Raw genomic sequence first — 15,593 nt, 5'->3', positions numbered from 1 at the left:
TCCGGGGCCTTTCAGCCATCATGCAAACAGGAATCTGGGATCGCGGTACTTGATCGCGAGCTTCAACAACATGAGACGTGCATGGCATCGCGCGAGCAGCCGTGCGAACGGCCTCTTCTCGAAGACGATCGGCCAGGAGCGCACCAGTGTCTGCACGCGGCCAAGCATGCGATCGGCACTGATGTCGGACCACAGTGCGGTGTCGTGCCCCAGAATGATCGGCATCACGACCACACTTCGACCACTGTCTGCGTAGTCCAGCATGAAGCGCGTATCAATGCCGTACAGGCTCAACCGCTCATCGAAGCGAGGCTCTTGAAGATAGGCGGATCGAATGACCATGCCACTGGTAATGGCCAGCATTCTGCGGGAACGTTGCTGACCCTGTCGCGGTGAAGCCAGATGCCTTCCCTTGAAGTACCAGAGTTCCCCCGGGCTTACGCACCGGCCACTGGACAGCACCACCGGCAGGAACAGGTCCTGCGCAGGATGGGCGTCCAACTGCGACCGCAGTACGGGGAAATAGTCTGCCGGAAGCTGCGAATCCTGATCGAGAATCAGAAAATACCCCATCGCAATGCCTGCAGCGACGTTGTTGTAGACCTTCGACAGGGCCAGGTTCTCAGGACACGCCATGTACTTCACCGAAAAGCCGGGGAAGCTCAAGCCATTGAGCGAGGCGGCGCCGAACGACTGCGGGCTGTTGTCCCAGACGACGATCTCACCAACAAAGTCCTCGTTCGACCTGCTGGCCAACTGAAGGGATTCCAGCGTAAGCGACTGATCGGGTGCAGTACCGTAGAGCACCACCACGATCCGAAGCACGTGACGCTGCGCTGATGGCTGACTCATTCCCGCTCCGCTTCCGCTACTGCCGTCGCGCGCGCCTTGGATCCTGCTGCAAAGCGCGAGAGCAGCTGCTCATACTGACCAAGAATCTGCTCCCAGGTAAATGCCTCCTGGTGGCGCGATGCCGACGCTGCGGACATCGCCTGCAGCCGGGGCGCGTCACCTTCAAGCTCGTCAAGCAGCGATGCAAACGAAGCCGCACCATTGAAGTAGCACGCGCCTGGCCCGGCCACCCAGCGATTGAAGGGATTGTCGTGGGCAATGACAGGATTGGAGGCACCGAGCGCCTCGACCAGCGACGGATTGGTGCCGCCTACCTGATGCCCATGAACGTAGGCACTGCTGAAGTAACGCAGCGCCTGGACGACCTTCTTGTCGTAGATCGGCCCCAGGAACACCACATCTTCTCCGGCCGCCTCGAGCACCTTCCGGTGATAGTCGTTGTCGCAGTCATACTTGCCGAGAACCGCAAGCTTTCTGCGCCGCGGCTGCCGTGAGAAACCCTGGACGATCTCCAGCAGCGAGTTCTCCGGCTCCGCACGCGCAATCACCGTGTAGTAGCCGTTCGGAGTGAGCCCAAGCCCCTCAACGATTGATGCATCCGCCGAATGGATCGCTTCACCGCCGTAGGCGATGGTGGTGATCTTGCTGCGCCTGACACGGGTGGAAAGGTGATCCTTGATGCGCGGATGATCTGCGACCAGGTGATCGCCAATCCAGCAACCGAAACGTTCGTTGAGCCAGAACCAGGTCTTTGCGATTCGCCCCCACTTCGCGCGGGCCCACTCGATGCCATCCATATTGATGACATTGACAACTCCGCGCAGACGAAGCATCGCAGAGAAAACCGCCGTATTGTAGCCAAGCGTCAAGCACAGCCCGCCGCGCCTGGCCGCATCAACATTCGCCTTCCAGTCAAAGATGATGGTACCTGCAGGCCCAGCGGTGGAGACAGGAATATGGACTCGCTGCACGCCATTCCATTCGTCACGCCAGACATCCCCAGTGCCGTCGACCTGGCAGTACACCACCACCTCCCAGCCCCTCGACACCAGATACAGAGCGAGATGCTCGGCGAAGGTCTCAAACCCACCATGGGCCGCCGGAACGCCGCGAATACCCAGAATCCTCAACACGCGCTTGCTCACACACCACCTCGTTCCAGTTGACCTGCATCCTGCATCGCCGAACCCGGCATCGCTGCTGCTTGAACCATCTGTCCATCCGGCCTGCGGTGCTCGATGGCATTAGAAGCAGCGAATGCCCTTCCATAGGCACCCACAAACAGCGACAGGAGCAGGAACAACTGCAACGTATCCATCACTCCGGTGGCCATGGTGAACAAGGCGTAGCCCAGCACGAGCCCGGTGAACATTCGACGAGAACCTACCGTCGGCAGAAGACGTCCCACGCCTCGAAGCACGGCAAGCAACAAGCCGATGTAGCCGATGAAGCCCAGCAATCCCTGGTTGATCAGCAGGGTGAACACAACGCTCTCGGCATCGTACAGATCGGCCGCCGCGCCGCCGGCCACCAGTTCGCGAGTTGCGTCCAGACCCAAGCCCCAGAGGGGGGACTGCCAGAAGTAGGAGAGCGAGACGGCGAACTGCCCTGCCCGCATGGCGAGGTCAGAACCGTTCTGCTCGGCACCCACCGAGGCATCGAAGATGTTGACCACGGAAAGGACTTTCTCGAGGAACACATTCGACGTTGCCAATGCGATCACGAACGCCATGCCGCCCAGCAGCGAGTACTTCAGCGACCTGACGATACCCACCGAAACGCCGAACACCAGCAGGGCAAAGAAATAGAGCATCAGTGGGCTGCGTGAGTTGGTGAAGAGCATCGAAATGATGATGCACCCTGAAACAGCAGCAATTGCCAGCATGTCGCGCATCCGCACCTGGCCACACAGGCGGGCGACGTAGTACGTCAGAAGCATGATCGCGACCAGCGCGCCATAGGTGATCGGATGCGATGTGGTTCCCTGCGCGCGCATGCCCCGCAGTGTGTCGGCATACGTCCTCGCCATCACGCGGCCGGTCTGGGTCGTCGAATTGATGAAGTCGATATAGGGATTCCAGTTCACCAGATAGGCCGCGATGGCATACACCGCCAGCAGACTGAAGAACACCACGTAGATCCTGAGCAGGCGCTTGGCCTCTGCCAGGCCCAATCCGCCGGCAAAGTGACTGAAGGCCAGGACCGGAACACCCACTTCCAGGCACAGCGCAATCCAGGTAAGCAGGCCAGCAGAGGCGCTGCCTATGTTCATCAACACCGAAACGGCCGCCACGCCCAGGAACAGCATCAAACCGTTGAAGAATGGCCCCTTCCTGACCGAGCCCTTGCGCGCAAGCGCCAGCGTCATCAGATACATGACCAGCACCATCGCCATCAGGAAGCGATAGAGACTGAGCACCGGAATGCCGGGCACATCGACCAGCAGCAGCGCCTTGGGCGTGAGCATCATCCAGGCCGGCATCAGGAGCACGGCCTTTCGGAAGTAGAGGATGATCAGCAGCGCGCCGATGCATGCCAACAGAAAGATCATGCGAATGCCGCCATGCCAGGTGCGCAATGACGGACCGCTGTCCGAACGGTAGCTGCGGCGGTTCGGTCGCAATGCCCTGGTTGGGAGTCAATCATGTCGTAGGTCCAGATGAAGCAAACACCAATCGTGAAATCTGCTCTGCGTAGTTCTGCACCGAGAAGCGCGAGGAGAACACGTCGAAGGCACGCCTGCCCAGTGCCAGGTGGCCAGGTGAAAGGGCACGGGGAAGGCCCTCGATCGTTTGTGCAAGCGCGACCTGACTGGCAGGTTCGAACAGGAATCCATCCTGTCCATGCTCCACAATTTCAGTCAGGCCGCCATGCGCGGCGGCAATCACCGGCTTTCCATACGAGAACCCCTCGATTGCTACCCGCCCGAACGGCTCGGGACTGGTGGAGGGAACGACCACGTAATGGCACCAGCGATAGTGCTCCGAGGGGTCCTCGCAGAAGCCGAAGAACTCGCAGGACACGCCTTCCGGCAGCGAACGGGCGATGTGATGGAGCTCTTCCACCAGGTGCACCTGCGCATCGATCGCCGATCCAACGATTCTCAGCTGGATGCGCCTCTGGCTACGCAGCAAGGCCTGGAGAAGGAACTTCTGCCCCTTCCAGGCATTGATGCGGCCGATCATCAGCAACCGTATCCCGTCATCTCCGCCAAGCTCCGGCGTGCATTCGGCAGGACCGGGCACGCCGTTGTAGACGACAGTGCCGGGCAGGCCAATGGCGAGCCGGGTTGCCTGCGAGTTGTACACGATCTCCACGCCTGACAGCCTGATCAGCATGCGAAAGAAGGCAAGCTCCTTGCGCCCGGGGATTTCCCGGACATGCAGAATGCGGCGTACGCGGCGCGCGGACAGCGCGCAAGCCAGCAGGGCCGACGCACAGACCAGGGTATTCACATAGACCACATCGGCGCCACGGAAACGATGCAGAAGGCGTCGGGTGGCAGCCAGCAGCCCCGCAGCGAACGAGAGGGGCCTGCGCAGCAGGCTTCTTCTCAGGTAGCCCTCGGATTCGAAGTGCACCGAGCCGCCGGCCTCCGAAATGCGAGCCGCCAACGGCCCATGCTCGGGAAGAATGACTTCAACCTCCGCAGGCGTCGGCGCGTGTTGGACAATCGCCTCCACGGCGGCCAGGAAGCTCCGGTCAGAGCCGTACAGCTCGGCACTCTGGTGTACGCAGACTATCTTCATGAGTGTGGTCCAGGAACGTCCATGTAGTGAGATCGCATCGGCAGGGACATGCTGCCCGCTAGGCCGCCTTCGTGGCGCGCCTGAAGACACTCAACGCGGAGAACACCCGTCGCCGCCACTCCCGGGAGAATGCGAGCGCCAGAACTACGTACCATGCTACCGACGCCATGATGGCGAGCGTGAGCGAGACCGCGCCCTGCGCGGAATCTCCGAACCGCATGTACAGTTCCAGCGTGCCTCCCATGACCAGCGCCGCAATGAGCGGTGCAATCATCGGCTGGATCACCTCCGACGGGCGGGCCCCCAGCACCCGCGCGCAGACCAGCATGACGGGAATGAAGTTGAGCACATTGGCCAGCAGATACAGTGCGGCCATCACCACGACGCCGTGCGTGATGCCCAACGCAAAGGCGCCTACCTGCAGCATTGCGCCGATCACTCCAAGGTGAAGCAGTGTCCTGGTGCGACGCGCGGCCATCAGAACCACGCCGGTGACGCTCATGACCGACTGCAGCAGGGCGGTGGGAGCGAACCAGGCAAGCAACTGCACCGCCAGATCCCAGCCGTCGCCAAAAGCCAGCCTGATGAACGGCTCGCGCAGCACGTACAACCCGACCATCATGGGTGCGACCACAAGAGTGATTCCGCCTACCGCAACCTGATAGACCTCGACCCTGCCTTTGCGATCCGACTGCAGCCGCGAAAGGACCGGAAGAAGCGATCGCGAGACCACCAGCGTGATGCTCTGCAACGGGAAAAGCATGAGCCTGTAGGCCAGCGAATAGTTTCCCAGCACGGTCGAAGAATAGAAGCGCCCGACAAGGATGCTATCCAGGTTGCGCGACAGGTAGTTGACCAGATTGAAGCCGAGCACACCCGAGCCGAACTCGGCCAACCCGCGATACCCGAGCCCGCGCGTGGCACTCGGCCGCCACTCCGAGGCAAGCCAAAGCTGGACACTGGTTGCGATCGAAACGAACGCGAGCTGGACAACAAGGCTCCAGGCACCTGCGCCCGCCAGAGCGGACATCAATCCGAGCGCCCCACCCACCAGGTTGCTGCTTCCTTCGATGCGGGCAATCGTACGGAACTGCCCTGCCCGCTCAAGCAGGGCCTGATGGACGATTCCACAGCCTGCGATGGGAAAACTCAGTGACAGCACCGCCAGCAATGGCGCCAGCCCTGGGGTGGAGAAGTAGCTGGCGAGGGGAACGGCTGCGAGCAGCACCAGCAGGCACACCAGACTCCCGGCAACGAGCGAGACGCGGAAGGCCGCGTCAATGTCGCCATTGCCAAGATCCTGCTTCTGGATGATCGCCGCGCCCAGACCCATGTCACGGAACATCAGCGAAAAGTTGACCACCACCGTTGCCATCGCCACAACGCCGTACTCGCCCGGCTCAAGCAGCCGCGCAAGCATGAAGACGACAACGAACTGTGCGCAGAGCTTGGAGATCTGCGCCAGTGATGTCCACTTCAGGTTGTGACCAAGCTTCATGGATAGATCGTTCGGGGCGTGTTCGGTAACGCCCTCCTGCCAGTTGCAGATCGCGGGCTCAGGGCGCTTCCAGGCACCTGCCGTTACGGCAGTTACTCGGTCGACTTGTACTCGTAGTAACCGTAGCTGTAGTAACCGGTTGCGCGCTTCTGCACCGCATTGAAGATCGCACCACGGATGACCGCACCGTTCTGCTCGAACCGCTTCCGGGCCAGCGCGATTTCCTTCTGCTGGTTCAGACCGAATCGCGCCACCAGCAGCGACGTACCCGCCTGGGCGGCAAGGATGGCGGCGTCGGTGACTGCCAGGATCGGCGGCGTATCCACGATGACCAGGTCATAGCGGGAGGAGACTTCCTCCAGCAGTCGCGTCATGTTCGGATGCATCAGCAGCTCGGACGGATTGGGCGGCACCTCGCCACGGGCAATGAAGTCCAGCCCGTTGACCGGTGCGAAGGAGCGGATGACATCGTTGACCTTGGCCGCGCCAGCAATCGCCTCGGACAGGCCCGGCGTCTGGCTGACACCGAAGGCCCGATGCATGGTGCCCTTGCGCATGTCGGCATCGATGATCAGCACGCGCTGACCGGACTGGGCAACGACCGTGGCCAGGTTCGTCGAAACGAACGTCTTGCCGGCGTTCGGGCTTGCGCCTGAGATCAGGACGATGTTGTTCTTGGCCTCAAGCCGCGCGAAGTGGAGACTCGTTCGCAGGCTGCGCAATGCTTCGATGGCCAGATCCGCAGGATCCTTGACCGCCAACAGGTGGAGATTGCCATCCTGGCGGAACTTGCCACGGACGGAGTCCTTTGCCTGATTCTCGCTCGCGGGGATGGAGGCGTACACCGGAATGCCCAGTTCCTCAATCAGACCGGGATCCTCGATGCCACGGTTGATCATCTGGCGGAACAGGATCGCCAGCACGGCCAGCAGGAAGCCAGCGCATGCGCCGACCAATGCGATCACCTGCTTCTTCGGCTTCACCGGCGTGCTGTCGTCAACGCGGGCAGCATCCACCACGCGCACATTGCCGACCGTTCCCGCTCGTGCAACGTCCAGCTGCTGGGCCTGGCTCAGCATGACGGTATACATCTCGTTTGCAACCGCAAGGTCACGGGTCAGGCGCAGCAGCTCCTGCTGGGCCTTGGGCAGCTGCTTTACCTCTCCCTGGAAGCCGTTCTTCCTGGCCTCCAGTTCACCAATCTGCTTCATCAACGCCTGATAGGCCGGATGGTCCCGGGTGAACTTGCGATCCATCTCAGCCTGCTGCAGGCGCAGCTGCTGGATGCTGGTCTCAACGGCCACACCCTGATCAAGTAGGCCCTTCGTCTGCAGCGACAGGTCCACCGAGTTCTCGCGCATCTGGAACTCGCTCAATGCCTTCTGCGAGGCCTCCACCTGCATGCGGATGCCCGGCAGCTGCTCCTTCACGAAGCTCAGCTGGGCCGATGCCTCGGCGGAGTTCCGCTCCACGTTCTGGCGGACGTAGGCCAGTGCGACCTGGTGCAGGAAGTTCTCGGCTGCAACAGGGTCGCGATTTTCGTAGAACAGCCCCAGGATGCCCGAATCCTTGCCGATCTCGGCAACACCGATCCGCTCCTGCAGCTCGTTGATGACGGCCAGCTGGCGACGCTTGATCACCGTGAAGCGCATGCCCGGATTGGCGCGCAGCGCGGCGACCTCCAGGGTCACGCCTCGCGCTTTGCCAAGCTGCCCGACATGACCGTCCAGGATCGTCTCACCGTCGGGGCCACGCAGCTCGAACGCCCCTTTTTCGCCGGCAACCAGGGTCAGGGTTTCTTCAACCAGCCCACGTGGCACGTCCAGACGGTGAATCTGCAGCGTCTCCCCACCCCAGCCGTAACGGCTCAATCCGAGAATCGGCGACGCCAGGACGGCTGGATCGCGCGCCTCCGCACGACGGGCGAGGAATCCTCCCACCACCGGGAAGCGCTTCGGGGCAATCTCGATATCCAGCTTCAACGCATCGACGGCACTGCCGACGACGGCCCGCGACTTGATCAGGGCGATTTCCGTCGTGGCCTCGCCGGATCCGGACCCCAGGCCCAGCGACTTGCTCAGATCGGTCAGACCGGGAATCGAAGGCATCTTCGATTCCACCTGGACCACCGCGTCGGCCCGATAGATCGGCGCAGCCAGCAGTGCGTAGGCCGCGGCCACTGCAAAGAACAGCAAGGTGCTTGCCAGAATCCACCAGCGATGATCGAGGAGCGTGCCCAGAAGCTGCCGCAGATCGAGTTCGTCGCTTCCGTCTTCCTGAGTGATGCGGGAGTTGGTTTTCATTGTTCTTGTTCAGTTATGCGATTTGCCGGACGGCGATACATCCAGGAACAGGCAGCAATCAAAGATGACGCGCCCAACTCTCCACGCCCTCAGCCATCAGCTTGTAGACATGCTCGAACGCGGGACGCTGCTGGCGGTACGGATCGGGAATCTCCCGATCCTGCTGCCACTTGCCCAGCAGGAAGGTCTTGCCGGACGCCTGCGGAGCGATCTCGGCGATGCGGCGCACGTGCTTGCGCTCCATGGTCAGTACCAGATCGGCGGCGCCGAGGATGGCGTCATCGATCTGGCGGGCGCGGTGGGCCAACCCATCCATGCCCTGCTCCACCAGCAGCTCCTGTGCGGTGGCATCGATGCCGTGCCCCACCAGCGCGCCCAGACCCGCCGAGGACACCTGGATGCCCTTGCCGGCCACGGCCTGCCTGAGCATGACTTCAGCCGAAGGGCTGCGGCAGATGTTGCCTACACATACAAAAAGAACGTTCTTGAACACTGACCTGGATCCTGTGGCATTCCTTGCGGCGCACCCGACCACAACAACAAGGGCCGGCGGCAGCCGCACAGGATACCTTACAAGCGCATTACAGGCGATGAAATCGCCAACAGATTCATGGAATTACGTCGCAGTTCCGGACATCGGCCAGCTCAATACGCCGACTTCTGGCCCAGCACCTTCAGCACGGTCAGCGCGATGATCCGCACGTCCAGCGTCGGGCTCCAGCGTCGGATGTAGTCGATGTCGTACTGCACGCGCTTCTTCATCGAGCGCAGCTCGGGGGTCTCGCCACGCAGCCCGTGCACCTGCGCCCAGCCGGTGATGCCTGGCTTGACGTAGTGGCGATGCATGTAGCGCTCGATCACCCGCTCGTAGTGATTGTTGTGCTGGATCGCGTGCGGCCGCGGCCCCACCACCGACATGTTGCCGCCCAGCACATTGAAGAACTGCGGCAGCTCATCCAGGCTGCTGCGGCGCAGGAAGGCACCAAACCGGGTAATCCGCGGATCGCCGCGCGTGGCCTGGGTCAGCTGCCCCACGCCCTCTTCATGCACGCGCATGGAGCGGAACTTGAGCATCCAGAACTCCTTGCCACCCAGCCCATGACGCCGCTGCCGGAACAGCACCGGGCCCGGCGAACTGAGCTTCACACCCAACGCAAGCACCACGAACAGCGGCGACAGCAGCACCACTGCCACACCAGCCACCAGGATGTCCTCGACGCGCTTGAACAACCGGAAGCGATGATCAGCCAGACCCTGGCGAACGCCGATCATCGGCACATCGCCCACCTGGTGCACCCCGGGATTCAATGCACCCAGGCCGGTGGTATCGGGAATCAGGCGCACAGGCACGGGAAAGCGCTCGATCTGCTTGAGCATGTCCTTGATCGGCGCGGTGTCGCCCATCGGCATCGACACCCAGACCTGGTCGAACTCGCCCCGGTGCAGGTCCATGTACTGCGGAACGTCGTCCAGAGCGCCCAGACGGCGCGGCGCATCGCCGCCACGGCGGGTGGCGATGTCGCCGGCGCTGCTGAAATAGCCGACCACTTCCTTGCCCAGTTCCGGCTTGCCGCGCAGCAGGCGGTGCAACCTGAGCGCTGGCGCCCGCAGGCCCACCAGCAACACGCGCTCCCGGTCCAGGCCGCGAGAACGCAGCCGGTGCAGCTGCACCCGCAACAGCACGCGCACCGTCGCCATCGAGGCCAGGCCGGTGAAGTACCAACCCACCAGCCACTGCGCCGGCACCGCGTCACCCAGGCCGACCAGCACTGCGTACAGCGAGAACAGGGCGAACGTGCCGGACCAGGCCAGCAGCAGCAGCCACAGGTCGGCAAGCAGACCGCGCAAGCGCCAGTTGCGGTAGACCGGGGCGATGGAGAAACAGACGATGGCGCTGAGAATCACCGCGCCGAACACGATGCGCTGCGAGGGACTTGGCGCCCCACTGGCGTAGCACAGCACGTGCGAAAGCACCGCCATGCCGGGCAGCAGCAACAGATCACCCAGGCGCAGCCCCAGTTCCAGGGCAGCCCGGGCCTCGACCCGGCGGCGGCCTGCCCGGGCCCGCTCGGCGGGAAGGTCTTCTACTGATCCATGTAGCAAAGCACTTCTCCATGTCTACCCGACCCGACAGCGAGCGGCTCGCTGTCGCGCGCGGGACTCCCCAGCCCGCGCGGAAGTGTCGAGGCTGTGTCAATTAAATGTGTAGGGATTGTGAATGATGTCGCACGCAAAAGATAGGAACCCGATCGCCCGATGGCGCCTACCCTCCGCTCCCGCCGGAGCTAAGTCATTAGAACTATTCTTATTTTTGTTTGTTTCAGCGGGTGTCGATATGCGTCACCTTGCGTCACAAACCGTCAACAAGCCTTCACAGGGCGCCAACCGCTTGACGCCCCGGTCCGCCGACCGCCACCTCGCACCGCACCAAAGCCGCGCAACCGGGCTCTGCTACCATCGGCGGTTCCGTTCATCGCATCCCCCACCTGCCCGCGATGGCGCCAAACAACGTAACGAAACACAGGAGTCTGCATGTCTTCCGAGCTGCTCAAGTCCCTTGGCCTGGACGCGATCAACGCTGGCACGTACCTGGGCAACGGGGAGTGGTCGAGCGCGACCAGCGGTGAGCTGATCACCCCGGTCAACCCGACCACCGGCGAGCCGATCGCACAGGTCCGCGCGACCACCGAGGCCGAATACGACACCGTCGTCGCCCGCGCCCAGGAAGCCTTCAAGGTCTGGCGCACCACGCCGGCGCCGCGCCGCGGCGAAGCCGTGCGCCTGTGCGGCGAAGCACTGCGCAAGCACAAGGACGCCCTCGGCTCGCTGGTCGCGCTGGAAATGGGCAAGAGCAAGCCCGAAGGCGACGGCGAAGTGCAGGAGATGATCGACATCGCCGATTTCGCCGTGGGCCAGAGCCGCATGCTGTACGGCTACACCATGCACTCCGAGCGTCCCGGCCACCGCATGTACGAGCAGTACCACCCGCTGGGCCTGGTCGGCATCATCTCGGCCTTCAACTTCCCGGTCGCGGTGTGGAGCTGGAATTCGTTCCTGGCCGCCATCTGTGGCGACGTCTGCATCTGGAAGCCGTCCAACAAGACCCCGCTGACCGCCATCGCTTCGCTGAAGATCTGCAACGACGCCCTGCGCGAAGCCGGCTTCCCGGACATCTTCTTCCTGATCAACGACGCCGGCACCGCGCTGTCGGAAAAGATGGTCGATGACCGCCGCGTGCCGCTGATCAGCTTCACCGGCTCGACCAAGGTCGGCCGCACCGTCAACGAAAAGGTCGCACGCCGCCTGGGCCGCTGCCTGCTCGAACTGGGCGGCAACAACGCCATCATCCTGGACGAAACCGCCGACCTGAAGCTGGCCGTGCCGGGCATCGTGTTCGGTGCGGTCGGTACCGCCGGCCAGCGCTGCACCACCACCCGCCGCCTGATCGTGCACCGCTCGATCTACGCCGACGTGCTGGCCACCCTGGTCAAGGCCTACAAGCAGGTGGAAGGCAAGATCGGCGACCCGACCGATGCCGCCAACCTGATGGGCCCGCTCAACAGCGACGGCGCCGTGCAGCAGTTCCTCGATGCCATCGCCCAGGCCAAGGCTGCCGGCGGCACCATCGAAACCGGTGGCACCCGCATCGACCGCGCCGGCAACTTCGTGCTGCCGGCGATCGTCTCGGGCCTGAAGAACAGCGATGCCGTGGTCCAGCACGAGACCTTTGCGCCGATCCTGTACGTGATGCCGTACGACAGCATCGATGAAGCCATCGACATGCAGAACGGCGTGCCGCAGGGCCTGTCCTCGTCGATCTTCACCCAGAACCTGAAGACCGCCGAGAAGTTCCTGTCGGCGGCCGGCAGCGACTGCGGCATCGCCAACATCAACATCGGCACCTCCGGTGCAGAGATTGGTGGTGCCTTCGGTGGCGAGAAGGACACCGGCGGTGGCCGCGAGTCGGGTTCGGATGCGTGGAAGGTCTACATGCGCCGCCAGACCAACACCATCAACTATTCGGATTCGCTGCCGCTGGCCCAGGGCATCAAGTTCGACCTGTAATGGCCAACGATTCGGCCATGCCTGCGGGTCAGAGCCCCTCCGGGGATCTGACCCCTGCCCAGGGTCGGACCCCCGCAGGGGCTCCGACCCTCGACTTCACCGGCCGCCGGGTGCTGATCGCCGGCGGCAGCAAGGGCATTGGCCGTGAAATGGCGCTGGCATTCGCTGCTGCCGGTGCGCAGGTTTCGACCTGCGCCCGCGGCCAGGCAGGGCTGGATGCCCTGCAGGCCGACGCCCACGCCCAAGGCACACCGCTGCACACGTTTGCCACCGATCTGGCCGACATCGGCCAGATCCAGGCGTGGCTGGACGCTGCCGCCAACGTACTCGGTGGCATCGACGTACTGGTCAACAATGCCACCGGCTACGGCATGGCCGACGATGAGGACGGCTGGGCCGCGAGCCTGCAGATCGACCTGATGGCGGCGGTGCGTGCGTCGCGGCTGGCGCAGCCGTGGCTGCGTGCCTCCGACGATGCCTGCATCCTGAACCTGTCTTCGATTGCCGCGCAGCAGCCGCGCCCCGGTGGCGCGCCCTACGCCGCAGCCAAGGCCGCGCTTTCGCACTACACCACCTCGCAGGCGCTGGCGTTGGCCCCGCACCGCATCCGGGTCAACGCCATCGCACCGGGCTCGATCGCGTTCGACGACGGCCTGTGGGACCGTCGCCGCACCGAAGATCCTGCGCTGTACCACGGCACCCTGGCGAAGATTCCGTTCGGGCGCTTCGGTCATCCGCGCGAGATCGCCGATGCCGCCCTGTTCCTGTGCTCGCCGCTGGCGCGCTGGATCACCGGCCATGTGCTCAATGTCGATGGCGGCCAGGTGTTGATGGGCTGAATCTGTAGAGCCGAGCCCATGCTCGGCTAGCGCGCGAGGCGCGATCGACACTGCATTGCCCAGGGTCCAGCCGAGCATGGGCTCGGCTCTACAGGGCACTGCCCATGGGATTGCCCGGGCAGAGGCACTATCATGTGCACACTGCAAGGAGGACCCCGATGAGCGTGGCACCCCGACAGACAAGTGCCCTGGCCGTAGTGAGCCTGGTCGCCGGCATCGCCAGCTGGACCGTCCTGCCGTTCGTGGCCAGCATCGTGGCCATCGTCACCGGGCACATGGCCCGCGCCGAGATCCGCCGCCGCCCGCACGACCTTGACGGTGACGGTCTGGCCGTCACTGGCCTGGTACTGGGCTGGCTGATGGTCGGCGCCGTGATCGCCGCGATCGTGGTCTTCATCCTGTTCTTCGGCGGCCTGGCCTGGCTCGCCGCGATGTCGAACTGAGCCCGCCATGACGACTTCCGACAGCACTGAACGCTTCAGCAGCCGCGTCGCCGACTACGTCCGTTACCGGCCTGACTACCCCCCCGCCCTGCTGGAGTGGCTGCATGGCCCGATGGGCGTCAGCCATCAGGCCCAGGTCGCCGACATCGGCGCCGGCACCGGCATCTCCAGCCGCTTGTTCCTGGCCACCGGCCATCCCGTGGTTGCCGTCGAACCCAATGCGGCCATGCGCGCCGCCGCCGAGCAATGGCTGGGCCCGCAATACCCGCAGTTCCGGGCCGTCGATGGCCGCGCCGAAGCCACCGGACTGGATGATGCCAGCATCGATCTGGTCAGCGTCGCCCAAGCCTTCCACTGGTTCGACACCGTGGCCGTGCGCGCCGAATGGCAGCGCATCCTGCGTCCCGGTGGCCAGGCGCTGATCTACTGGAATTCGCGCCTGCTCGATGCCAGCCCGTTCCTGGTGGGCTACGAGCAGCTGCTGCTGGATTTCGGCACCGACTACAGCGCGGTGGCCGAGCGCTACCAGGACGACGCCACGATGCAGGCATGGTTCGGGGCGGGGCTGCGCGGCATGGCCCAGTTGCCGAACGTGCAGTACCTGGATCTGGACGCTCTGCGCGGGCGGCTGCTGTCCTCTTCCTACGCCCCGCAGGCCGGTCATGCGCGGCACGCGCCGATGATCGCCGCGCTGCAGGACCTGTTCGCCGCCCACGCGGTCGACGGCCAGGTCGCTTTTGAATATCAAACCCGAGCCTTCCTCGGCACGCTGGACTGAACCGACGCATGTATTCGCTTGCCCGACCCTTCCTGTTCTCGCTCGATGCCGAGCGCGCCCACGGCCTTGGCCTGTCCGCACTGGACCTGGCCTGGCGCACCGGCACCACGCCGCTGCTGGCCGCCCGCATCGCGCCGATGCCGAGCACCGTGTTCGGGCTGAATTTCCCCAACCCGGTCGGCCTGGCCGCGGGGCTGGACAAGAACGGCGAGCACATCGATGCCCTGTTCGCGCTGGGCTTCGGCTTCGTCGAGATCGGCACCATCACCCCGCGCCCGCAGGCCGGCAACCCGCAGCCGCGCCTGTTCCGGCTGCCGGAACACAACGCCATCATCAACCGCATGGGCTTCAACAATGCCGGTGTGGATGTGCTGGTGCGCAATGTCGAACGCGCGCGCAACCGCCGTGGCCTGCTCGGCATCAACATCGGCAAGAACAAGGACACCGCCAACGAGCAGGCGGCCGATGACTACATCGCCTGCATGGACAAGGTGTACCCGCTGGCGGACTACATCACCGTCAACATTTCTTCGCCCAACACTGCCGGCCTGCGCGAACTGCAGGAAGAGACCGCGCTGCGCCAGCTGGTCAGCCAGCTGCGTGACCGCCAGGAAGACCTCGCCGCGCGGCACGGCCGTCGCGTGCCAATGCTGGTGAAGGTGGCGCCGGACCTGAGCGAGCGTGACATCGATGCCGCCGCGCGTGTGCTCGGTGAGCTTCAGGTGGACGGCGTGATCGCCACCAATACCACCATCGACCACAGCAAGGTGGCCGGCGATCCGCTGGCCAACGAAGCCGGCGGGCTGTCCGGCGCACCGGTGCTGGAACAGTCCACCCTGGTGCTGCGCCGGTTGCGTGCGCGCCTGCCCGAATCGGTGCCGCTGGTTGGTGTCGGCGGCATCCTGTCCGGTGCCGACGCGGTGGCCAAGATGGCCGCCGGTGCTGCACTGGTGCAGTGCTACAGCGGCCTGATCTTCCGTGGCCCGGCGCTGGTTTCCGAATGCGTGGAGGCGATCCGTCGCCGCCGCGAAGCGCCGAGCCGTGGCGCGGTGGCACCGCTGTGAAC

General features: G+C 64.0%; 13 protein-coding genes. 5 read left to right on the top strand and 8 right to left on the bottom strand.

Features of this window, described 5'->3' with window-relative positions; all coding sequences use genetic code 11:
• Positions 1–18: 18 nt before the first annotated feature.
• The 8 genes from C9412_RS20580 to C9412_RS14980 all read right to left on the bottom strand — a co-directional run bounded on the left by C9412_RS20580 (position 19) and on the right by C9412_RS14980 (position 10,505).
• A complete protein-coding gene (locus tag C9412_RS20580; RefSeq protein WP_146160134.1) occupies positions 19–852 on the bottom strand; it encodes a hypothetical protein in 834 nt (277 codons plus the stop codon).
• The gene (locus C9412_RS15010; protein WP_107232372.1) at positions 849–1,997 is read right to left on the bottom strand and encodes a DUF1972 domain-containing protein; all 1,149 of its coding nucleotides are present in this window, start codon (positions 1,995–1,997) and stop codon (positions 849–851) included. The genes C9412_RS20580 and C9412_RS15010 overlap by 4 nt, the downstream gene beginning before the upstream one ends.
• Complete coding sequence (locus tag C9412_RS15005) at positions 1,994–3,403, bottom strand: O-antigen ligase family protein (protein ID WP_146160135.1); 1,410 nt, start codon at positions 3,401–3,403, stop codon at positions 1,994–1,996. The genes C9412_RS15010 and C9412_RS15005 overlap by 4 nt, the downstream gene beginning before the upstream one ends.
• A gap of 91 nt (positions 3,404–3,494) precedes the next feature.
• On the bottom strand, positions 3,495–4,601 hold the full coding sequence (locus C9412_RS15000; RefSeq protein ID WP_107232370.1) for a glycosyltransferase family 4 protein: 1,107 nt from the start codon (positions 4,599–4,601) through the stop codon (positions 3,495–3,497).
• Between the two features lie 58 nt (positions 4,602–4,659).
• Complete coding sequence (locus C9412_RS14995; protein WP_107232369.1) at positions 4,660–6,099, bottom strand: lipopolysaccharide biosynthesis protein; 1,440 nt, start codon at positions 6,097–6,099, stop codon at positions 4,660–4,662.
• Between the two features lie 92 nt (positions 6,100–6,191).
• Positions 6,192–8,402: a polysaccharide biosynthesis tyrosine autokinase gene (locus C9412_RS14990; RefSeq protein WP_107232368.1), complete on the bottom strand. Its 2,211-nt coding sequence runs from the start codon at positions 8,400–8,402 to the stop codon at positions 6,192–6,194.
• A 58-nt stretch (positions 8,403–8,460) separates the two neighbouring features.
• On the bottom strand, positions 8,461–8,895 hold the full coding sequence (locus C9412_RS14985) for a low molecular weight protein-tyrosine-phosphatase (RefSeq protein WP_107232367.1): 435 nt from the start codon (positions 8,893–8,895) through the stop codon (positions 8,461–8,463).
• Positions 8,896–9,047: 152 nt separating this feature from the next.
• Complete coding sequence (locus tag C9412_RS14980) at positions 9,048–10,505, bottom strand: undecaprenyl-phosphate glucose phosphotransferase (RefSeq protein ID WP_107232366.1); 1,458 nt, start codon at positions 10,503–10,505, stop codon at positions 9,048–9,050.
• Between the two features lie 429 nt (positions 10,506–10,934).
• Here C9412_RS14980 and C9412_RS14975 point away from each other — a divergent pair, with 429 nt between their 5' ends.
• From C9412_RS14975 to C9412_RS14955, 5 genes are all read left to right on the top strand, one after another.
• A complete protein-coding gene (locus tag C9412_RS14975) occupies positions 10,935–12,467 on the top strand; it encodes an aldehyde dehydrogenase family protein (RefSeq protein WP_107232365.1) in 1,533 nt (510 codons plus the stop codon).
• The gene (locus C9412_RS14970; RefSeq protein ID WP_107232364.1) at positions 12,467–13,306 is read left to right on the top strand and encodes an SDR family oxidoreductase; all 840 of its coding nucleotides are present in this window, start codon (positions 12,467–12,469) and stop codon (positions 13,304–13,306) included. The genes C9412_RS14975 and C9412_RS14970 overlap by 1 nt, the downstream gene beginning before the upstream one ends.
• 158 nt (positions 13,307–13,464) lie before the next feature.
• Entirely contained in the window at positions 13,465–13,749 is a 285-nt protein-coding gene (locus C9412_RS14965; protein ID WP_107232363.1) for a DUF4190 domain-containing protein, read from the top strand.
• Positions 13,750–13,756: 7 nt separating this feature from the next.
• Positions 13,757–14,527 carry a class I SAM-dependent methyltransferase gene (locus C9412_RS14960; RefSeq protein WP_107232362.1) on the top strand — a complete coding sequence of 257 codons (771 nt, stop codon included), beginning with the start codon at positions 13,757–13,759 and terminating at the stop codon, positions 14,525–14,527.
• Positions 14,528–14,535: 8 nt separating this feature from the next.
• Positions 14,536–15,591, top strand: coding sequence for a quinone-dependent dihydroorotate dehydrogenase (locus C9412_RS14955; RefSeq protein ID WP_107232361.1), 1,056 nt, complete (start codon positions 14,536–14,538; stop codon positions 15,589–15,591).
• Positions 15,592–15,593: the final 2 nt, after the last annotated feature.

The organism is Stenotrophomonas sp. Nf1, from assembly GCF_003028475.1.
Lineage (GTDB): Bacteria > Pseudomonadota > Gammaproteobacteria > Xanthomonadales > Xanthomonadaceae > Stenotrophomonas.
Note: the sequence above shows the minus strand (reverse complement) of the source record. Positions and strands in the feature narration are given on the sequence as shown.